Here is a 21,349-nt window from a genome sequence, read left to right as displayed (position 1 = left end):
AGACCGGGTCGCGCAACGAGGTCGAGCCGGGCAAGTCGGGATTCGCTCACTTCTTCGAGCACATGTGGTTCCACGGCACGAAGGAGCACACGAAGGACCGGATGAACGAGATCAACGTCAAGGCGGGCGCGCGCGCGAACGCCTTCACGTCGGACGACTTCACCAACTACCACTCGACCTTCGCCAAGGAAGACCTGGAGACCATGCTCCGCATGTACGCGGACGTGTTCCAGAACCTCACCTACTCCGAGGACGGTTTCAAGACCGAGTCGCGCGCGGTGCTCGGCGAGTACAACAAGAACTCGGCGAACCCGATCCAGAAGCTGTTCGAGGTGCAGCGCGACAACGCCTTCACGACCCACACCTACAAGCACACGACGATGGGCTTCATCCGCGACATCGAGAACATGCCGACGCAGTTCGAGTACTCGAAGGTTTTCTTCGACAGATGGTATCGCCCCGAGTTCACCACGATCATCGTGGCCGGCGACGTTACTCCGGAAGCGGTCATCCCCCTCGTCGAGAAGCACTGGGGCGGCTGGAAGCGCGGGACGTTCTCGGTGACGATCCCGAAGGAGCCGCCGCCCACCGGGCCGAAGTACGCACACGTCCCATGGTCCAGCCCGACACTGCCCTTTCTCGCGGTGTCGTTCCGTAATCCCGCGTTCTCCGAGACAGTCAACGACAATGCGGCGCTCGCCATGGTGTCCACACTGTATTTCGGGCCAACGTCCGAGATCTTCAAGAAGCTCGTTCAGCGCGAGCAGAAGGTCGACGGGCTTAGCGCCGGCAACAGCAGCAACGCCGACCCTGAGCTGTTCACGATCTTCGCCCGCGTAAAGAAGGCCGAGGACATCGCCTATGTCCGCGACGAAATCCTCAAGACAGTTGCGAAGGCAAGAGCCACTCGCGTGTCGGAGAAAGATCTTGCTGAGGCGAAGTCGAACTTCCAGTACTCGTTCGTGCGCTCGCTCGACAACACCGACCGGATCGCAGCCGTGCTCGGGTCGTATGTCCGCTACAACCGCTCGTACAACACGCTCAATCGTGCATACACTCTCTACGCGGGATTGACGCCCGCCGATCTGCAGCGTGCCGCACGCACGTATTTCGTCGATAACGGTATGGTGGTCGGAACGCTTTCGAGTGGCCCGCTGCCAACGTCGATTGCCGTGCAGCCGAAGATCGCGTCGTTCGAGACCGTGGCGGTCGCGACTACCAATGGCTCGGAAAATCGCGCGTCGCCGGCGAGCGCTACGCCTTCAATCAGCGCAAAGCTGATGTCCGGCAATGGTGCGAGCGGGACAGCTGTTGCCGCGTCGAATCTCGTCATACAGCGCAATCCGCTGCCTCAGCTGCGCTTCAAGCTCGTCTTCAACACGGGCTCAGCAGATGATCCGGCAGGCAAGGAAGGACTGTCGGTGCTCGCCTCGTCGATGATCACGAGAGCCGGCTCGAGAGCGATGACGCTCGAGCAGATCAACAAGGCGCTTTATCCGATGGCGGGAAGCTTCGGGAACCAGGTGGACAAGGAGCTGACGACTTTCACAGGGTCCATTCATCGGGACAACTGGCGGAAGTTCATCGACATCACGCTCCCGATGCTGCTCGACCCCGCGTTCCGCGAGACTGATTTCAAGCGCGTGAAGGACGCACAGATCAACGCACTGCGCGAGGATCTCCGATCGGCCAACGAGGAGGAGCTCGGCAAGGAGCGCCTGCAGGCCAACATCTTCCGCGGGACACCGTACGGCCACCCGGTGCTCGGCACCATCGCGGGGCTGCAGGCAATAACACTTGACGACGTCAAGCAATTCGTCCGCGATCAGTACACTCGCGGGAGTCTCGTCCTGGGGATCAACGGTGACGTGCCACCGGCGATGATCAACACGTTCCAGGCCGCGTTGATGGCGCTCCCGGCCGGAACGCCCGCCCCTGCACCGTCCGCACGTCCGGCAATTACAGCCACGCGGCCGAACGGAATGGAAGTGGAGATCATCGAGAAGGACACGCGCGCGACTGCAATCTCGTTCGGGTTACCGATAAGCGTCACACGCGCGCACCCGGACTTCGCGGCGCTGTCAGTCGCTCGCGCCTGGCTCGGCGAGCACCGCATGTCCACGTCGCACCTGTACGACCGAATCCGCAACATCCGTGGAATGAATTACGGCGACTATGCCTACATCGAGGCGTTCCCTCGCGGGATGTTCCAGTTCTACCCGGATCCCAACATCCCTCGCCGGGCGCAGATCTTCGAGGTGTGGATTCGTCCCGTCGAGCCTCAGAACGCGCATATGGCGCTGCGCATCGCCACGAACGAGCTCGAGAAGCTGATCAACGACGGCCTGTCGGAGGAAGATTTCCAGGCGACGCGGCAGTACCTGATGAAGAACGTCTACGTCATGACCGCGACGCAGGACCAGCAGATCGGCTATGCGATTGACTCGAAGTGGTACGGGATTCCGGAGTACACGACATACATGCGCTCGGCGCTCCAGAAGCTGACGAAAGACGACGTGAACCGCGCCATCAAGAAGCACCTCTCGGCGAAGGACGTGTACGCGGTGATCATCACGAAAGATGCGGCAGCGCTGCGCGACGCTCTCGTGGCCGACGCATTCTCACCAATCAAGTACGACGCCGAGAAGCCTCAGGATCTTCTGGCGGAGGACAAGGTGATCGGCGCACGCAAGCTCGGAATCACCGCCGACAAGGTGAAGATCACGAAAGTGGAGGAGGTCTTCGCCAAGTAGTGGGAAAAAACTGATTATGCGTTAGTTATCGCCAGCAAGGCGTCCACGGCCACCGGGTCTCAGCTCTGCCCTCCAATACGCGCTGTGGGTCACCGTCAAGTTCGAGAGCGGCCAGCCGCGCCTTGGGCCGTTTCTTGCCACATCCAGAACGCCCGTACTTCTCACAAACTTGACGCGGCCAATTTGGCACTTGCTAGTGGGCCCATGGGAAACTAAGGTTTACGGGGTGAAAACGTAAATCCGGCGGCTCCTTTCAGGACTGCGGAGTCGCAGGAGTTTGTCACTGGTCGAGTTTTCCGTAGCCATCCCCGTGATTCGAACGGTCACCCTGCGCGTCCAATACCCGACTGCTCACATTGACCTGTTGTCCAAAGGAGTGACGATGCGCGAGACGTTGCGAATTTCCGAACATCGTGCGGCCGCTCGAGGGAGGCGCTTGCGTAACAGGCGGGGCGCAATAATCGTCCTCGTGGGTGTGGCCATGGTGGGCCTCATGGGCCTTGTCGCGCTGGCGACCGACGCTGGAGCGATCGCTCGTCAAAAAAGGATGACGCAGACGGCGGCGGACGCAGGAGCGCTGGCGGGGGCCATCGAGATCTTCAGAGCGCACCGTGATTCCATCGTTCCGACCGCAATGGGCGAGTCACAGCGGAACGGGTACACTCATACCGTCGCTGGGGTCAACGTTACCGTTACCAATCCGACGACTAGTGGTTTCTTCGTCGGGCCGGATTTCGTGGAGGTCACGGTCTCGAAGATTCTGCCATTGACCTTTGCCGGGTTCCTGGGTTTCCCGTCGGTGACTGTCCGAAGCAAAGCCATTGGCGGCTTCGGTCCGTCCCTCACCTGCCTCGTGGTCACCGAGCCGACCGAACCCAATGCACTCTATGTGAAGTCAGGAAGCCTGACCACTCAAGATTGCGCGATCGCCGTAAACTCGACCAATAGTGCCGCCGTGGCGACGCCTGCCAACGGTGATATTGTTGCCACCTCCCTCTCCGTGACGGGAGGGCCCGCTGCTGCTCCAGCCGGAGTCACCGGTACATATCGGGCAGGTTCTACAGCGTTGTCCGATCCGCTTGCGTACCTCACGATGCCAACGGTTGGCGCGTGCAACGGCGCTTACGGAGCGTACGCGAACTATGCCGGCGGGACACTTTCACCCGGCGTCTATTGTGGCGGAATCGGTATCGACCATGCGGTCGCAGTCTTCAATCCCGGTGTGTATATCCTCGCGGGCGGCGGTCTGGATTTCAAACACGCAACTGTCACTGGCAATGGAGTGACCTTTGTGAATACGAACGCTCCCGCCGCTAATGGCGGCGCGAGCTACCAGCCGATCGACATGGACGTCAACAGCAACGTGAGCCTTTCGGCGTGCACCGTCTACGACGCCGTCCTGTGCCCCATGCCGGGAATTCTTTTCTATCAGGATCCGGCCGCGTCGCCGGCGCTGGACCCGTCCGGCGAACCGTGGGTGAACTCCCTTGGCAGCAGCGCTGCAGCGACGTTCAACGGGACTATCTACTTTCCGACCCAGGTGCTCGCATCCAAGTCGCGCAGCCCGCTAACGATCAATGGCGGAGCGGTTGTCCTGCGGCTCGAAATCACGACCGGCCAGCAAAACATCATTGTGACAGGTGCGAGCGCCGGGGCATACTTCGCCATAAAGAGACCCACCATCGTAGAGTGAGGCGCGCTCGTGTCCCGGAGAAAAAGGGCGCGTCGCTGACGCGCCCTTTTTTTGGCTCGCCGAAGACGTCCGAAACGAGGGTAAGAGGTCAGGCGCACCGATCCAGCAGCTAAAATTCCCGGGAGTCGCCCAGCTCTCGCACGGGAATCGACTCCATCGGCGCTCCGAGAACTCTCGGCATCCCGAGCTCGCGATCGATATCTCTCAATGCGAGGAATCGGCCGGCCACTTCTGTTGCAGCGAGAGAAGCCTCCGATCTGCCCTGGCCCCAGTAATCACCGTGCTGTGCGCCGGATATCTCGCACTCGGTGAGCGTCGCGCCGAAGCCCGGCATTGTGGGCATGGGGCCGTACCGGCCGAGCGCTCTGCCTGATGCTTCGTCGAAGCCGGCGAGAGCCTGCCCAAAAGGAAACGCCAGATGAAGGACCGGATCCTGCCTGGAGTGCAGAACCTTGATCTCCGTGCTCTCCGCGGCCAGCTCATTCATCAGCGCGTAGTAGCGCCCGCCTGGCTCGAGCATCTCTGACGGAACCGCCGCCGCCATGAGGCATACGTAACGGATCACGAGCGATGTACGGGCACGTATGCGGTCTACTGTCTCCAGCGCAATGCGGCATCCGAGAGAGTGCGCAACGAAATCGACACGCTCGAGGTTTGGCATTTGAAAGAGGAGGTTGGCGAGCTGCTCGCCGGCCTTTACCGCAGTGTGAACGGCGGACGGGTAGATCAGGAAATCGACGTTGTCGAAGAACCACCACCAGTCGGCGTCGCCCGGCCAGAACACGTCGCCGAATCGCCGGTCGAACGCTGACGGATCACCTGGCTGAAAGATTTCCGTCTCGCGGCCGCGGAATCCAAAATAGGCGGCAGCGGCTTCGCCTTCGGTGTTGTTGAACCCGTGAATGAGCACGAGACATTCGCGCCGCGCGATGGCGTCGAGGCCGCCGTGGAAGATGCTCGGGACGCGAAGGCTTCCGCCTTCGCGCTTCTTCCTGAGGTAGAGCTCCAGCTGCGGCGAGTATCCGGCGGGCCGCTTTTTGTCTCTACCCACTCTTCACCCGCTTGAGCGCTGAGACTAGATCCTTCGCGAGGGGTGAAAGAATTCCGCCGAAAAGCGACACCACGAGAATCAGCGGAACACTGAGCGTGACGCCGGTGGCGGTCGTCCGCATCCAGACCAGAATCCCGAGCATCAGCGCGATTCCCAGAACGTTCGCGGAAAACTGATTCCACGACGCCCACCGGTCGCCAGTGTAGAGCTGGAATCCGTCGAGCCGTCGCTTCACGATCTGCCGAAGGCGCGAGAATCGGTCGGCGTGCTCCTTTATCCGTTTTCTTTGCGCGTCGTCCGGATCTTTTTCGGCTATGTTCGCCATCTCCGGCGCGCCCTCCTCGAACCACCTCCGGACGTCGTCACGATCGGCGCCCGATGTCATGATCACGTAAAGACCCGGAAATTGCCGCGGGGAGGCCAGAGCGACATCGGCGGCCTCCTGAATGCTTCCCATCATTCGGCCGAGGTCGAGGCCGAATACTGCGTGCGCGGGCAGCGGTGAGAACGCGTGCCACCGGGGAATCCGGCCGGAGGTGCGGAGCAGATCGGTCGCCGCATCAGTGCATTCCTCCTGCGACGCGCCTGTGCAGAGCTGGAGGAGCTCAGTGTACGCATTCTCTCGCGCCGCGGCTTCGGTGACGTCGTCCCATGGTTTGCCGGCCTCGCCAACCGGCCCGATGCTTCCCGTGACTTTGCTCCGCTGCATCCATTCGGTCCATCGCCGTGCCTGAAACTTGGTGCGGGAGTCGAGGAGCTTTTTCCCCGCTTCGATCAGCGCCATGGACAACGCGCCGACTGCAGCGAGGGCGATCGCGTACTGGAGCAGGAAATCAGTGAGTCTGTTGACTGCTGCCACCACGCCGGTGGAGAACGTGGTGCCCTGCTGAACCAGCAGATAGAGAGGCACGGCTACCTCATGGGAAGGGGATTCCTCTACTCGTTGATACTCCTCGACTGGCGTTAATGGAGCGGAACGTTCTGCCGCGCGAGCAGCGCGCTGAAGCGTGGCTTCGATCGCAGCGGGTCGAGCGCAGGATCGCGCTGCAGATGAAGCTGGAAATGGACGTCCTTCCGCGGCTGGTATCGCTCGAGAATGCGGAGGGCGCGCTCAGGCTGACCCGTCGCCGCGAATGCCCACGCGAGGTAGGCTGCGTCGTGCACGGTCGGATGCGTCGTGTCCGCAAGCGCCACCGCATGCATCACGATCATGTCCGCCGCCTGTCTGTCTCCCCGCTTGAAGTAAATCTCAGCGAGGCCGGCGTATGCGTGAACTTGGTCGGGCCCGCGGCCGAGTCGCACTGCCGCCTCATATTCCCTTTCCCCCTCGGCAATGCTTCCGCGCTCTCGAAGTGCAAGCGCCCTTGCCTGGCGCGCCCAGATTGCCACCGGATCGACCTTCTTGGCGCTGTCCGCCCAGATGATCGCAGAATCGGTGTTGCGAAGCCACATATAGTTCATCCCGATAAAACCGAGTGCGCTCGCGTGCCGCGGATTGAGCTTGACCGCGCGACGGAGGGCGTCGATCGCGCGGCGATTCTCGAGGCTGTCCTGCCACACACTCGATATCATGAACCAGACGTCAGCGTTCGCAGAGTCGATGAGCAACGCGCGCTCGAGGGCCTCCAGTCGATCGTGTGCCGTGGTCCTGTCCAGCTCGCGAAGAACACCTGAGCGCGCCATCCACGCCTCGGCGCTATTGCTGTCGGCCTCGAGCGCTCGCTCGCTCGCGCGGACCATTACAGGCACGAGACTGTCGCGCGACATGTTCGGGACTGGGTACCGCCAGTTTATCGCGGACTGTAGCGCTCGTGAGAGTCCCGCCCACGCATTGGCGAATCCCGAATCGCGCGCAATCGCCTGCTGGTACAGCTCGATCCCCCGCGCGACCGCAACTGCACTGCGTCGCCCCCTGTGCGCCTCTGCCTTCAGGTAAAGGCTGTACGCGATCGAGTCGGTGGTTGGAATTCGTCTGGAAGCTCCGCTCACCAGACTCGCCTTTGCGCTGGACGAGTCGCGCACAACATAGGCCCATGCAGCCGCGCCGAGTCCCAGCAGCACGACGATTCCCGCCGCGCGCGCAAGCGACCAATTGAATTGTCGCGCGCCAACTTTGATTTCCGGCGTTGAACCGCGGAGAGCCGCTGAGAACTCGGCCGCACTTGCAAACCGATCTGCCGGAGAGCGGGCGAGCGCGCAATTGACCGCTTGCTCGACGTGAGCAGGAACCGTGTGACGGAGGGTTCGAACAGACGGCGCCGCACCCGCCATCCTCTTTGCGATCACCGCCTGGGTCGACGAGCCGATAAATGGAGGCTCGCCCGCCAGCATCTCGTACACCACGCATCCGAGCGCGTAGATGTCGCTGCGCGCGTCGAGCTCGCGTTCACCGCTCGCCTGCTCGGGACTCATGTACGCCGGCGTGCCGACAAGAAGCCCTGTAGACGTCAGTGCTTCTCCTGCCGCGTCCTTTGCCTTCGCTATTCCGAAGTCGGCGACGAATGTGTGATTTCCAGCGAGGAGAATGTTCTCCGGCTTGATGTCGCGGTGAACGACGCCGCGCTTGTGCGCATAGTCGAGTGCGCCGGCAACATCGGTGGCGATGCGGATCGCCTCGTCGATCGGCAGCTGACCCTGCTCGTGCATGCGCGCGCGTAGAGAGTGTCCGTCGACGAGCGGCATGACGTAGTACAGCATGCCATCGGCGTCGCCCGAATCGAACATCGGAAGGATATTCGGATGCTGGAGGTTCCCCGTGAGCTCGATCTCGCGCAAAAACCTGTCGCCACCGAGTGCTGCGCGACATTCACGGTGAAGGATCTTGAGCGCAACGCGGCGCCGATGCTTGACATCTTCGGCGGCGTAAACGGTCGCCATGCCACCCCGGCCGAGCACGCGCTCGACACGGTAGCGCTCCGCGAAAAGTCCCTCGGGCAAGGGCTCGAATTCGGACGACTGGCTGGATGCTGACCGCGGTTGGTCGGCCATGCATTACGGTACAGCGATAAAGCGATGTGCGCTACATTCTGGTAGCGGCAACTGCAAACCTGGAAAGGCATGGAACTGCACGGAATCCATCATCTGACTGCGGTGTCTCAAACGATTCGCGAGAATCTGCGGTTCTATACGCAGGTGATGGGAATGCGGCTGGTGAAGCGGAGCGTGAATCAGGACGACACCAGCGCGTACCACCTCTTCTATGCAGACGCCGTAGGAACACCGGGCACCGACCTCACGTTCTTCGACTGGGCGATGCCGCGGGAGCAGCGCGGCTCTCACAGCATCGTTCGCGCCGGCCTGCGCGTGAGCGGCCGCGATTCGCTCGACTGGTGGGCGACGCGGCTCGATGAGCTTGGCGTGACGCATGGTGAAGTCATGGAGCGAGACGATCGCCTGACTCTCTATCTCGAAGACACCGAAGGCCAGCGCCTGGCACTCGTGGACGACGGCGGCCGCGGCGATGAGCCAACACCGTGGAAGCAGAGTCCGGTGCCGGAAGAGCATCAGATACGCGGGCTCGGGCCGATTGTAATGAGCGTTCCGGATATCCGACGCACCGAGCCGATCCTCACGCGCGTGATGGGCATGGAGCACACGCGCGAGTACACGGTCTCCGACGACGATTCCCTCCACGTCGTGCACGTGTACTCGATGAAAGGCGATGGGCCTCACGCCGAGCTGCATGTTGCAGTGCAGCCGGACCTGCCGTTCGCGCGTCTGGGCGCCGGCGGCGTGCACCACGTTGCATTCCGTACGCCTACGGAAGAGGAATACCACAGGTGGTACGATCGTCTCAACGCGATGGGAGTGCGAAACAGCGGCGAGATCGACCGCTACTACTTTCGAAGTCTGTACTTCCGTGAGCCAAACGGGATTCTATTCGAGATCGCGACCGACGGTCCGGGCTTCGGAGTCGATGAGGATCCAGCGACGCTCGGTGCTAAGATTGCCTTGCCGCCATTCCTGGAGAAAGATCGGGAGGCAATCGTCTCGCATCTGAAGCCGATCGATTAAAGCGCGCATGTCGGGCGCCAGATCTGTGCGCATGCCACAGATCTAGCGAACGCTCGAGTCGTTCGCACGCGAGACAGCGTTCACCGCTGCAACGACGAGACCTATCCCCGCCTCACACACACGACCGCCGTCATCCTGACTTGGATCGTACGCGGTCAGCGCCACGGCTCGAATGCGGAATGCACGCGCCACCTCGTCCACGAGACTGCGCACGTCCACAACGCTGAAGCCACCTGCGACCGCGAAGCTGTTTGCCTTCCCTTCCGACGGATCGAGGGAGTCGAGGTCGATGTGTAGATAGATCTCGCGCGTATGCTCCCGCCGACGCGCGAGATTATCAGCGAGGCCCGCGCCAATCGCATCGGGCGTCAGGTGCTCGATCTCGCTTTCGATGAGCTCGGCTGCTTCCCGCGCATCGAGGTCGCGCGCACCAAACAGCATCACCCGCCTTTCGGATACCGGCACGAATCCCGGCACGCTCGCCGCAAGCGAAGTCCAGCAGCGGCCCGTCAACGTCGCGAGCGCCATCCCGTCGAGAAATCCGCCGATCGTCGTCTCCGGCGTGTTGAAGTCCCCGTGTGCGTCGAGCCAGATCACGCCTAAATCGGGCTCACCGATTCCCGCCACCGTGCCAACCGATGTAAAGCAATTCCCCGACAGGATCACCGGGAGCGCTCCCACCGCAACGGCTTCGGCAACACACGTCGCAAGTCGCCGGTCGAGCTCGAATGCGGCCTGCACTTCCGGCATGAACGCCTGTGACGGAAGGCAGATCGAGCAGGGCACCACTTCGTGCCCCGCGTGCTCCAGTCGATCGATCAATCCGGAGTCCATCAACCGCTCCGGACCGGCGCCCATCCGTGCGCCTCGCACCCCGGAGTCGTACGGGACACTCAGAAGATCAACGCGCACTTTCGGATGATGCGACCGGCTTGCTCGCGTGCAAATGCCGCGACATCCAGTCCTCCACGTCGCGCGCGACTTTTTCACGGTCGAGATCGTTGTGCGGCTCGTGCGCCCCCCCCGGGTAAATCACGATCTCCTTGTCCGCGCTCGACACTTTCTCGAACAGCTCCTTGCTCCCTTCAACGTCGTTGACCAGGTCGCATTCGCCGTGAAGAATCAGAATCGGTAGACGAATGTCGGCGGCTCGCTCGCGCACACGATCGATTGCGCGAAGAGCTTCCGCTCCCCACTGAGTGCTCGCCTTGTGGTGGACCATGGGGTCAGTCTCATACGCGTGGGCAATTGCGGCATCGCGCGAGAGCTTCGAGCCGTCAACGTCGAGCGGCAGCGTGAGAGTCGGCCAGATGCGCGAGAGCATCTTGGCCATGAAGACCATGTGCGGCTTCGCTGCGCCCGTCGGTCGGAGCGGGATCCCGCTCACGATCAAACCCGCTATCCCGTGCCAGTGATGAAGATTGTACTCGGCGACGATAAGAGCGCCGAGGCTGTGACCGTAAAGAAAGAGGCGACGGCTGGGAACGGTCTTCCGCACGTGCTCGAGAAACTCCCGAACGTCCTCGCGGTACTCCGACCAGTCGTTGATGTGGCCGCGCTTACCGGGTGATTTCCCGTGACCCCGATGGTCGAAGCTGCAAACCGCAAAGCCGGCCCTGGTGAGGTGATCAGCCAGAGTCTGGTATCGCCTGCAGTGCTCACTTATCCCATGCACGAGCGCGACAACGGCCCGGGGGTTACCCTCCGGCGCCCAGCACTGGGCGTGAAGCTTGATTCCGCCTGCCCCCTCGAAGCTCGACTCGGTCTCTCGCGCCATCGTCACCCCAATTGAAGCTGCCACATGACAACGGGCAACTTCTGTTGAAATTTCAGCACGGTTGATATTTCAGCACCGGACACTCAGATTCGGATAGCGCGAATGCCGCAACAATCAGCAACTCCACGCGAGTCAATGAAAATCAAATCAGCTACGCCCGCCCCGGCCGATGCCCTGAGCCGCCGCGAGCGGCAGGTCATGGACATCCTTCACCAGCGCCACGGCGCGACGGTCGCCGAGATCATGGGCGATCTTCCCGACCCGCCCACGTACTCAGCTGTGCGATCAGTGCTCCGTATTCTTGGCGAAAAAGGTCTGATCCGCCATAAGGAAGATGGCCCCCGCTACGTGTACTATCCGGCGGAGTCGACCGAGCGGGCCCGAGATGACGTGCTGGCTCACGTCGTGAAGACTTATTTTGGCGATTCGCCCGAGCAGGCGGTGACCGCTCTGCTCAGGATGTCGGACGTCGATCTTGACGACGCCGAAGTGGACCGTCTCCGCAAGACGATTCGCCGCGCTCGCCAGAGCGGGAGATAGTTCTATGGTATCGGCCATGTCTGCAGTGATCTCCAAAGACTCTGGCCTTGAGCCGTAGTCGGCTACAAATTGGGTCTCCGCAAATAAGACGAGAGGCCCTTCGTGAGGCGGAAACCCTTCCTCATTGCATTTTTCCTTTTCCCGCTGCTGCTCATACTGACGGTTGAGCCCGCGGGTGCGCAGGCGCGGCTCGCCAAAGCATCGGTGCATGCTCCACCGCTCGCCGTCGTCAAGGCAAACGACAATCGGAAGCGGGCCGGTGAGCTCAGGAACGGTGTTCTGACCCTGCAGCTCGTCGTGGGAATGGCGCGCTGGTACCCTGAATCGCCGACGGGCCCGTTTGTCGACGTTGCCGCGATCGCCGAAGAAGGGAAGGAGCCGCAAATCCCCGCGCCGCTCATTCGCGCGCGTACCGGGACGACCATCGTTGCGACGATCCGGAACACTCTAGCGGATTCTACGGTCTACGTTCGCGGACTCGTCGAGCGACCCGCCGCTTCACTCGACAGCATTCCCATCCCTCCGGGCCAGTCACGAACCGTGCGCTTTGTTGCCGGCGCTCCTGGAACGTACTTCTACATGGCGACACCGGGAATAATGAAGCTACGAGTCCGGCCGGGTGCGGAGCGGGAGCAGCTGGGCGGCGCTTTCGTCGTCGACCCGGAGGGCGGGGCTCCTCCCGATCGCATCTTCGTCATCAACATATGGGGGCAGCCAAAAGATTCGACAACGTACACCAACGCTGTTGCAATAAACGGCAGGACGTGGCCGTTCACGGAGCGAGTATTGGCGAACGTGGGCGACACGCTCAGATGGCATGTGGTGAACGCGTCACTGCGGAATCACCCGATGCATCTGCATGGTTTTTATTTCCGCGTGGATGCGCGCGGCACCGGGCGGGCCGACACTCTCTACGCCTCCGCGAAGCGCCGGCTCGCTGTGACCGAAGATCTGAGTCCCGGTCACACGATGTTCATGGTCTGGAGCCCGGACCGGCCCGGCAACTGGCTCTTCCATTGTCATATCACCTTCCACGTTGTGCCGGGCAACGCGCGGCTGACAGGCAAGGTGGCAAGCGAACACGCGGCGCATTCCGCCGACGCCGGTGCGCACATGTCCGGTCTCGTCCTCGGCATCACTGTCAATCAGCCGGGTGGAGTACGGCCAGCGAGCCGGGACAGAGTCAGGAAGCTTCACCTCTTCATCAACGAGGGACGGCGGAGGGGCCTCGCTCCGCGCGCTCTCGGATATGTGCTGCAGAGGGACGCCCGCATTCCCGCTCTTGATTCGGTCGAGATTCCAGGATCGACATTAGTGTTGACGCGCGACGAGCCGACGGACATCACGATCATCAATCGTCTCCGCGAAGCCACATCGATTCACTGGCATGGCATCGAGCTGGAAAGCTACTCCGATGGCGTCGCGGGCTGGAGCGGCAACGCGAGTCTGCTCGCACCGACTATTTCGCCCAATGACTCATTTACCGCGCGGCTCACGCTGCCACGCGCGGGAACGTTCATGTATCACACTCACCTCAACGACGTCGAACAGCTGACCTCCGGGCTTTTTGCACCTATTATCGTCCTCGAGCCCGGCCAGAAATTTGATCCGGGCACCGACCATGTCTTCACGGCTGGATGGGACGGACGCAGAACTCCGGCCCTCATAACGATCAACGGTGATTCGGCAACCGGACCTCCAATCGAGATGGCCGTGGGCGCGTCCCACCGCTTCCGGTTCATCAACATCGGCCCCGCGGTGCGGCTGTTCTTTGCGATTCGGCGCGGCGCCGACGTCGTCACATGGCGAGGGCTCGCCAAGGATGGCGCTGACCTGCCGCCCGCCCTTGCCGTGACGGGCCCAGCTATTCGGAGGCTGGGAGTCGGCGAGATGTACGACGCGGAGTTCGTGGCGCGCGAGCCTGGCGAGTACGTCGTGACGGTGGGGCCGCCGGACAACCACCTGCAATACAAGCGAAAGATCATTGTCCGCTGACGGGCGCTGAATCGAGCGACGTTGTCATAGCCCGCGCGCGCCTAACGAGAGTAATTCCGAGGAACAGGTACGAGACCGATGTGACGAGCGCAGTCTCCTTCCGCACTTCGCTGGTGAATTGTCCCGGGAAGATTCGCCCGTAATCGCGGCGATGATCGGCCACACCCCCACCAGAAGCCCCGCCGCTCCCACTGCGATTCGCGGTACGATCGCCCCTCCGTGAAGAGCAGACCAATCGAGAACAGCGCGATGGCCGGGCCATTGAGAATCCAGCTGTAGCAGAGGCGGGTTTATCGATGGATTGTTCCTCTCGAAACTCATAACTACGCCTCTGGAATCCCGGATCCGCGTAGTTCTTGGTTGATGTTGCGCCCCGACGCTAACTTTGAGCGTGATTTCGGCGCCCAAAGTCTCCGACAACCTCGCCGCTTATACCCCGCACGTCGCCTCCCCCTCGCAGCGGGCAGCGATAGAGTCCAACCAAGGCCCCGTGCTCGTTCTCGCCGGCCCCGGCGCCGGAAAAACCTACTGTCTCATCGAGCGAATTCGCTTCCTGATCGAAAAGCACCAGATCGATCCGGCCCGCATCTGCGTATTCACATTCACCAACAAAGCAGCCGGCGAGATCGCCTCGCGACTCGAGAAATACCTCGGCGAGCGCGCCGAGCGTGTGAAGCGCGGGACGATTCACTCGTTCTGCGCCGAGCTGCTGCGGGAGTTCGCGGAGCAGGTTGGCCTGCGGCCAGGATTCGGCATTGCCGATGAGGACTATCAGCTCTCCGTCCTCCATCGCATCGAGGGATTCCGGAAGTACCACAGCAACACGCTTACCTGCTTCACGGCTCATCGTTTTCACGGTGATCCGCTCCGTGATAACGATGCGACCTTGTACATGGCGTATTGCGATTTCCTCGGCAAGCGAAATCTCGTTGACTTCGACATGCTCGTGCTCAAGGCCGCACAGCTCATGCGAGTCGATTCCGTCGCTGCGGAAGTTCGCGCGCGCTGGGACTGTATTCTCGTTGACGAGTTCCAGGATCTGAATCGCGCTCAATACGCTATCGTCCGCTCTCTGGCCTTCGAGCACAATAATGTGTTTGCTGTCGGTGACGATGAGCAGTCGATCTTCTCGTGGACCGGCGCCAACCCGAAGGTCTTCACCGCATTCCTCAACAACTTCAAGCTCTCTGTGAAAGCAGAGCTTGGCGATAACCGTCGTTGCCCGAGCGAAGTAATGGGATTCGCGCGGAGGCTGCTGGCGCACAATACTCCGCTTTTCGGCGATCGCAGGCATGCAGACGCACTTCGCAGCTCGCCGTTCCAGGTCCATGCGCTGACCTTCGATACGGATGCGTCAGAGATTTCGTGGATACTCGCAGACCTCAGCCGGGACCGCGAAGCGAACGCGCTGGAATGGGGAGACTTCGCCCTGCTCTATTGCACGCACGAGATCGGTTACTCAGCGGAGTCAGGCTTTCTGTCAGCCGGCGTCCCGTGCCGCATGGCGCAGGGCCGCGCACTCTCCGAGGACCCGGTTGTGCGCTATCTCATCGCTGCGCTCCGGGTCATCCTCGACCCTGACGATCCATTGCACAAGGAGGCTTTTCTTCGAGTCGTCCTTCCGAAACCGCTCATTGACGGTTCACGGGCTAAAGCTGATGAAGAGAACAGGCCGTTGCTCGAACATCTGGAGTACACAGCTCGAAGGCTTCCCAAGGAGGACAGCGACCGCCGCAAGATCTGGCGAGGGTTTTTTGCGCTGCAGAACCTTGTCGCCCTCGGTTCCCGGCATACAGAGATTCGCACGCTTGCGGATGAGGTTCTCTCACAGCGCGTGGGTGAGTATCGGACTGTTCTCGAGGAGAATCACGACGAGCTTTCCGATCCAGCCGAGAGCGAAGAGGTCAGGAAGCTTGCTGCAAAGTTAGAGTCAGCGCTCGATATCTCTCAGACAGTATGGCTGCCCAGGCTGGGGGGAGTGGAGATCGCTCTAAAGGGAATTCTTGCGGGGATCGGGTTAACCCGGGTAGAGCTTGGTGGGCTCCCTCCCCCCGAGGCGCTACCGCTCGACACTTCAGACGCGCCAGAACTAGGACTCTCTCTCGCGCTGTTCAAAGCTGCACAGCTGAATCGGAGCGCCCTTTTCTCGAATCGCTTCCGCGATTTCACGGCTGTCGACCTTGAGACTACGGACAAGAACGTCGCACGCGCGGAGATCGTCGAAGTGGCCGCCGTCCGAGTGCGCAATGGCAGGATCGTGGCCGAGTTTCATTCTCTCGTCAAACCTCGTGTTCCAATCGGGAGAGGCGCGAGCAGAACGCATAAGCTCTTCGAGGCCGACGTGGCGGACGCGCCATACTTCGAGCAAATCTGGGAAGATTTCAGAGAGTTCTGTGGACGAGACATAATCGTTGCACATAACGGCTATGAGTTCGATTTTCCGATACTCAAACGGATGTCAGAGGCGCTCGCAGGCGCTCCCCTTTGCACATACGATACTCTCGTCCTCGCCCGCGAGCTCCACGCAAGCAGTGCCAGGCTTCCCGACCTTGCCCGGCTCTACGGTATTGACACCGGCGGGTCGCACCGCGCTCTTGCCGACACGCGGTGTCTCGCGCACGTGTTCCTTGCCCTCGGCGAGACGAAGGTGGCACGCGCTCGGAAGACGGCGCTCGACACTCTGCTCGACTACCTGGGTGTCGCGCTCGCACTCTGCGAGGAAGACTCCCTCTGTGCGGAGGCGGTCCGGCTGAAGACGCTCACGCGTCTCTTTCCGTTCGGACGGTATAGCAAGTGTCTGGAGTTTTACGGGAAGGAAAGGGATAACGCGGACGATCACTCGATTCCAACCCTGGACGATTTGATAGCGCGCCTTGGGGGCGAGCGGCTCATGGACCAGGTTCGCGCCGATAAGACAGCCGGGGAACGGTACCCGGCTGCAATGCTTCGAATCGGCCCATTGCTCGATTTGGTCGAGGGAAAGCCACTTGCGGAGCAGATCGGCTGCTTTCTGGAACGGGTGACTTTGTCGAAAACGGACGGATACGAGCCGGAAAGGACGAGGGTTAACCTACTGACATTGCACTCGACTAAAGGACTGGAGTTCTCACGAGTTTACATAGTGGGCGCTGAAGACACACAGCTCCTGCGAAAAAGAGATCCGACGAAGCGTGACATCGAGGAGGCTCGGCGACTTCTGTATGTCGGCATGACCCGAACGAAAGACCGGCTCGTTCTCACGCGCGTGGACGAGCGCAGCGGACAACCAACCGGCGGCCACCGCTTTCTGGATGAGATGGAGCTGGCGCCGTGCCCCCCACCACTCGCATGAGCGGCACCGGAGCTGCGTCGTCGTCAGTCGAGTGGACTCTACCCGTCGGGCAGGCGACGACTACAGCAATATTCGAGAGTGCCGACACCGGACTGGATGCGCCGGTATTCGTGTGCGCCCACGGCGCCGGCGGGAATCTGGCCGACAAGAGCATCGTTGCGCTCACGCGCGCGCTGCGCTCGCGCGGACTGAGCACCGTCCGATTCAACTTTCTTTACCGCGAGAAGAAATCGGGGCGTCCCGATCCCATGCCGCGCCTCGAAGAATGCTTTTCCGCGGTGGTCGCGCATGCGAGGGCGGAGTTGAATCCGCGTACACTGATTATTGGTGGACGATCGATGGGCGGCCGCGCGGCATCGATGATGGCGGCGAAGGGATTCAACTGCGACGGTCTGCTGCTCCTCGCGTACCCTCTGCATCCGCCGGGTCAGCCGGAGAAGCTGCGCGACGCTCACCTTGGCTCGATCGACGTGCCGGTGCTTTGCTTCAGCGGCACCCGCGACCCATTCTGCACGCGTGCATTGATGGAGACCGCGCTCAAGTCCGTGAGGACGCGCTGGGATATGCAGTGGATCGAAGGCGCGGATCACAGCTTCCACGTCCTCAAATCTTCTGGAAAGACCGACGCGAAGGTTCTGGAGGAAGTCGCGGATCACACGCAGCGGTGGCTCGCCTCGCTGAAGCAGTGACGGCGCCGGTTACACTCCGAGAACTCTGAATCCGTTGCCTCGCGCGCCGAGAGCGAGTGCGCGATCGTGCGTAGCAAATACGAGGGCTTTTCCCTGCGTCTCGCGCCACAGGTCGGCGGTCGCAAGGTGCAAAGCGTCAAGTGTTCCCAGCGGCGCCGACATCGGCTGCGAAGCGCGATGGAGAACAGCGCCTGTCAGCTCCACGACATCGAGTCGTTCGATGACTCGGTAGACAGCCTCGCGACGGATGGCGGTCTCCTCGACAGTCAGCTCTCCCGTCAGACGCAGGCGTTCGATAGTTCGAAGGCATTCGACCTCGATGAGACTGCTCGCGACTCCTGTGGTGATGCGTCTCCATTCCGGAATTCGCCCCGGCTGTCCCAGAATGACTCGCAGGATGACCGACGAATCCAGATAAGCGATCATCGTCCACTTCGGCGGTCTTGGAGGAGAAGCTCGACTGGGTCAGTATCGAGTCTGACCGGTGGCGGCAACGGAATCTCTCCAAGCGTCGCGTAACGCCTCACCGGCTCGCGAACGAGGAGCGGACCTGTTCGCGAAAATGGGACAAGCCGCGCGATGGGCTGATTCCGGTCGTAAACCGCCACTTCGTGCCCCTTTCGCACGGCCCGCAGATACTCGCTGAGCCGCGCTTTGAGCTGTGCAATGCGAACGTCCGTCATAGTCACAAGATAGTCATTAATGGTCATCTGCGCAGCGATGCGGCGCTGATTCGACGGTACGCCTCTTGAATGGTTGGGACTTGTTCGTTCCCACGCTCAATAAGGAGCTAAGCCATGCAAATCCGAACGAAATTCCTGCCCGGCGCAGCGTGGAGCCTGGCCCTGTCGCTGTTCGCTGCGTCAGGCCTTGCTGCACAGGCGCGCGTGCTGCTGCCCGAAGGCAGCGTAATTATCGTACGCACCGCAACAGCGCTTCAATCGAACAACCTCCAGGTCGGACAGAGTTTCTCTACAGTGGTCGTCGACACTGTCAGTGCCGACGAATACACGGTCATTCCGGCCGGCAGCCGCATCCGCGGCGTTATTTCCTTCGTCCAGCCCGCAACCCGGCAGCAATCGGGCGTCATCGAAGTGGCTTTCGACCGTCTGACCCTGCCTGACGGCACGACCTATCCGATCGACGGCAGGCTTACGAGCACAGACGCAACCGAGCGACGTCAGATCGACGCCGATCCTAATGCACGCGTGGTGCTCGTTGGCGGACGCGGCGGCATCGGAGGAGCGATCATGGGAGCGGGGTCCGAGAACAGTCCCGCGTCCGGCATCCTTTCGGCCCTCGGCAGCATCCTGTCATCGGGGCAAAACGTCAATGTTCCCGCGGGAACCCGCCTCGCTGTTCAGCTCGACCAGCCGGTAACGTTGAGAGCGCGCGGTGGCAGACGAATCGCCGACGCCTACACGGTGTTCACGGCGGAGGACAGAATTCGCGCGGCACAGCAGGCGCTTGCGCAGCAGAATTACTACCGCGGTACCGTTAATGGTCAGCTCGACGACGCGACTCGTCGCGCTCTGTTCGAGTATCAGGTCGACAAGGGCCTGACCGCGACGGGTAATCTCGACTGGCGCACCGCTCGCTCGCTCGGCCTGACAACCGGTGGCGCGGTGGGCGCCGGATCCGTCGGCTCCTCGTTCGGCGCTGTGCTTACCGTAGAGTCGGCAACGACACTGCGCCGCAATGCGCAGAACCTCGTCGGCCGCCAGCGGCTGGATCTTTCGGTCTCCGGTACCGCCACGGTGAATGCGCGGCGTGCGTACACAGCCGGCGACGTCGATCTGTGGTTTGCACTCTCGGCGTTCGCGGATAACGCGTCGCTGTATGAGCAGCTCGTTCGCGGTGGTGGCAACGCCGACGCGGCAGCAGTTGCCGGTCGCTCGCTTATCACTGCGGCACGCCGGGTTGATGATGCGATGCAGCAGGCTCGCCCGTCGTCGACTGTTCAGAGCTCGTGGGCCATAATTCGCCGGCAGCTGTCGACGATCGAACCCAGCTACGCGAACAGTTTCTAACCGCTTAGCTGATTGAGCACGACGAACGCGCCGCTCGCCGATTCCGGCGGGCGGCGCGTTTTTTTCTGCGTCTCAAACTGAGGACGACACGCTGCCCGCCTGGCGCAAAGCGCGGCCTGCTGCGCGCTAACTACGGAAAAGCACGCACATACGCATCCACGCGGTCACTCAGTGTTGTTCCGCTTCAGCGCGCAGCGATCAGCGATCAGCGGTTCGCAGGTAGCGTGTTGTCCTCAGTTGCAGTTCTTCCCGCTACTCGATGAGTACCGCAGTTCCCGACGCGCTCACCATGAGCATGCCGCCGCCCTGTCCCATGCTGATGTTCTCATAATCGATGTCGACCCCAACGACAGCGTTGCCGCCCATCGCCTCGGCTGCGTCCTGCATTTCCCGGATGGCGATATCCCGGGCTGAGCGCAGCTCCTTTTCGTAGGCTGCCGAGCGGCCGCCGACGATGTCGCGTATTCCCGCGAAGAAATCCTTGAAGATGTTCGCTCCGAGTATCGCCTCGCCGGTAACCAACCCGAGGTACTGTCTGACTCGGCTGCCTTCGAGCGTGGGTGTTGTGACAATGATCATTGTGAGTGTCCCTGGTTCGAGAGTACGGGTGGCACAGCGAGCTTGCAGGCTACTTCGGAATCGCAACGTCGCCGCGTGCACGTGAATTTAGCCAAAGCGCCGGGCAATTTCGGGGTCGTCGGTCACACGGCACAGTCGGCTCGCTCCAGGTGGTCCATGATCGCGACCGCGGCGACCCCACCGCGCGCAATCTCAGATTGCCGACGGCTGGCGCCAAAGAGACGCGTGCGGCTCGGCAACATTCATCCTGTAGCCGCTGAAGATCAGAAGCAGCCCTACAAATTCCGTGACATACAGAACCTCGACGTGACCGAAGCGGGTAAACGTGCCACCGATTCCCGGCAGGATGGCGCCGATGGCAATGAGCACGTTCCCGACGTAGCGATGATGCTTGTCCGGATCGCTCCGAAAACGCCATGCGGACAGGATCGCGCCGCCTATCAGAAACACCGCAGCATAGGTGTTGATGAAAGGGCTGATCATGCGAATGCCCTGCCAGCCAAGGACTCGTCCCGAGAGGCGGTGCTCCTCGACCGCCGAGTAGTCAATCGGTGACAGCACCACGAGTATTGCTGCAGCCGCAATCACTGTAATCAGCGTCACGGCGAGCACATTTGCCGTTCGCCTGCGGAGCAGTAGATAAGCTGTTCCCTGAGCGAGCGGCGCGCCTCCGCACAGGGCTCCACTGATGTACCAGGCGCGAAAGACACCTTCGTTCCATCCGAATATCGTGGTGAGCGATTCGGTCAGCGTACCGATCCCGTAGATCACAAGCCCAACTCCCCACCAGAGCAGATGGGGCCCGCTGCGACGTTGGAGATAGCGTCGCAGCACAATCGTCGCGAAGACAGCGGCCACGATTGTCGTCACGACCGGAATCCAGTAGACGATCTGCAC

18 protein-coding genes are annotated in these 21,349 nt (G+C 61.6%); 8 read left to right on the top strand and 10 right to left on the bottom strand.

Features of this window, described 5'->3' with window-relative positions:
* Together VES88_09595 and VES88_09590 are read left to right on the top strand one after the other, a co-directional pair.
* Window positions 1-2,753 (top strand): pitrilysin family protein (locus VES88_09595; protein ID HYN81742.1); only part of this gene is annotated, 2,753 nt, incomplete at its 5' end.
* 436 nt (window positions 2,754-3,189) lie between these two features.
* Window positions 3,190-4,446 carry a pilus assembly protein TadG-related protein gene (locus VES88_09590; protein ID HYN81741.1) on the top strand — a complete coding sequence of 419 codons (1,257 nt, stop codon included), beginning with the start codon at window positions 3,190-3,192 and terminating at the stop codon, window positions 4,444-4,446.
* A gap of 109 nt (window positions 4,447-4,555) precedes the next feature.
* On the opposite strand, the gene VES88_09585 is transcribed toward VES88_09590, so the two are convergent.
* The 3 genes from VES88_09585 to VES88_09575 are packed head-to-tail and all read right to left on the bottom strand — an operon-like array spanning window position 4,556 to window position 8,434.
* Window positions 4,556-5,497: an alpha/beta hydrolase gene (locus VES88_09585; GenBank protein ID HYN81740.1), complete on the bottom strand. Its 942-nt coding sequence runs from the start codon at window positions 5,495-5,497 to the stop codon at window positions 4,556-4,558.
* Entirely contained in the window at window positions 5,490-6,407 is a 918-nt protein-coding gene (locus VES88_09580; GenBank protein HYN81739.1) for a hypothetical protein, read from the bottom strand. The genes VES88_09585 and VES88_09580 overlap by 8 nt, the downstream gene beginning before the upstream one ends.
* Window positions 6,408-6,460: 53 nt before the next feature.
* Window positions 6,461-8,434, bottom strand: coding sequence for a protein kinase (locus VES88_09575; GenBank protein HYN81738.1), 1,974 nt, complete (start codon window positions 8,432-8,434; stop codon window positions 6,461-6,463).
* Between the two features lie 120 nt (window positions 8,435-8,554).
* On the opposite strand from VES88_09575, the gene VES88_09570 reads away from it, so the two are divergent.
* Window positions 8,555-9,511, top strand: coding sequence for a ring-cleaving dioxygenase (locus VES88_09570; protein ID HYN81737.1), 957 nt, complete (start codon window positions 8,555-8,557; stop codon window positions 9,509-9,511).
* A 42-nt stretch (window positions 9,512-9,553) separates the two neighbouring features.
* Here VES88_09570 and VES88_09565 read toward each other — a convergent pair whose 3' ends face one another.
* Both VES88_09565 and VES88_09560 read right to left on the bottom strand, forming a co-directional pair.
* Entirely contained in the window at window positions 9,554-10,423 is an 870-nt protein-coding gene (locus VES88_09565; GenBank protein HYN81736.1) for an arginase family protein, read from the bottom strand.
* Window positions 10,413-11,288 carry an alpha/beta hydrolase gene (locus VES88_09560; GenBank protein ID HYN81735.1) on the bottom strand — a complete coding sequence of 292 codons (876 nt, stop codon included), beginning with the start codon at window positions 11,286-11,288 and terminating at the stop codon, window positions 10,413-10,415. Before VES88_09560 ends, VES88_09565 begins: the two co-directional genes overlap by 11 nt.
* A 135-nt stretch (window positions 11,289-11,423) precedes the next feature.
* Here VES88_09560 and VES88_09555 point away from each other — a divergent pair, with 135 nt between their 5' ends.
* Window positions 11,424-11,828 (top strand): BlaI/MecI/CopY family transcriptional regulator, encoded by a 405-nt coding sequence (locus VES88_09555; GenBank protein ID HYN81734.1) that lies wholly within the window; start codon window positions 11,424-11,426, stop codon window positions 11,826-11,828.
* Window positions 11,829-11,930: 102 nt separating this feature from the next.
* Complete coding sequence (locus VES88_09550; GenBank protein HYN81733.1) at window positions 11,931-13,823, top strand: multicopper oxidase domain-containing protein; 1,893 nt, start codon at window positions 11,931-11,933, stop codon at window positions 13,821-13,823.
* Here VES88_09550 and VES88_09545 read toward each other — a convergent pair.
* Entirely contained in the window at window positions 13,810-13,986 is a 177-nt protein-coding gene (locus tag VES88_09545) for a hypothetical protein (protein HYN81732.1), read from the bottom strand. The genes VES88_09550 and VES88_09545 overlap by 14 nt on opposite strands.
* Before the next feature lie 228 nt (window positions 13,987-14,214).
* On the opposite strand from VES88_09545, the gene VES88_09540 reads away from it, so the two are divergent.
* Both VES88_09540 and VES88_09535 read left to right on the top strand, forming a co-directional pair.
* The gene (locus tag VES88_09540) at window positions 14,215-17,154 is read left to right on the top strand and encodes a UvrD-helicase domain-containing protein (GenBank protein HYN81731.1); all 2,940 of its coding nucleotides are present in this window, start codon (window positions 14,215-14,217) and stop codon (window positions 17,152-17,154) included.
* Window positions 17,151-17,843 (top strand): alpha/beta family hydrolase, encoded by a 693-nt coding sequence (locus VES88_09535; protein ID HYN81730.1) that lies wholly within the window; start codon window positions 17,151-17,153, stop codon window positions 17,841-17,843. The genes VES88_09540 and VES88_09535 overlap by 4 nt, the downstream gene beginning before the upstream one ends.
* Window positions 17,844-17,852: 9 nt before the next feature.
* Here VES88_09535 and VES88_09530 read toward each other — a convergent pair whose 3' ends face one another.
* Both VES88_09530 and VES88_09525 read right to left on the bottom strand, forming a co-directional pair.
* A complete protein-coding gene (locus VES88_09530) occupies window positions 17,853-18,269 on the bottom strand; it encodes a type II toxin-antitoxin system VapC family toxin (GenBank protein ID HYN81729.1) in 417 nt (138 codons plus the stop codon).
* On the bottom strand, window positions 18,266-18,526 hold the full coding sequence (locus tag VES88_09525) for a type II toxin-antitoxin system prevent-host-death family antitoxin (protein ID HYN81728.1): 261 nt from the start codon (window positions 18,524-18,526) through the stop codon (window positions 18,266-18,268). Before VES88_09525 ends, VES88_09530 begins: the two co-directional genes overlap by 4 nt.
* 114 nt (window positions 18,527-18,640) lie before the next feature.
* Between VES88_09525 and VES88_09520 the strand changes: the two genes are divergently transcribed.
* Entirely contained in the window at window positions 18,641-19,873 is a 1,233-nt protein-coding gene (locus VES88_09520; GenBank protein ID HYN81727.1) for a peptidoglycan-binding protein, read from the top strand.
* Between the two features lie 252 nt (window positions 19,874-20,125).
* Here the strand turns inward: VES88_09520 and VES88_09515 are convergent, their stop codons facing one another.
* Window positions 20,126-20,452, bottom strand: coding sequence for a heavy metal-binding domain-containing protein (locus VES88_09515; protein HYN81726.1), 327 nt, complete (start codon window positions 20,450-20,452; stop codon window positions 20,126-20,128).
* A 192-nt stretch (window positions 20,453-20,644) separates the two neighbouring features.
* On the bottom strand, window positions 20,645-21,349 hold the full coding sequence (locus tag VES88_09510; protein ID HYN81725.1) for a hypothetical protein: 705 nt from the start codon (window positions 21,347-21,349) through the stop codon (window positions 20,645-20,647).

The sequence above is a fragment of the Gemmatimonadaceae bacterium genome (assembly GCA_035633115.1).
In the GTDB taxonomy this organism is placed as follows: Bacteria; Gemmatimonadota; Gemmatimonadetes; order Gemmatimonadales; family Gemmatimonadaceae; genus UBA4720.
Note: the sequence above shows the minus strand (reverse complement) of the source record. Positions and strands in the feature narration are given on the sequence as shown.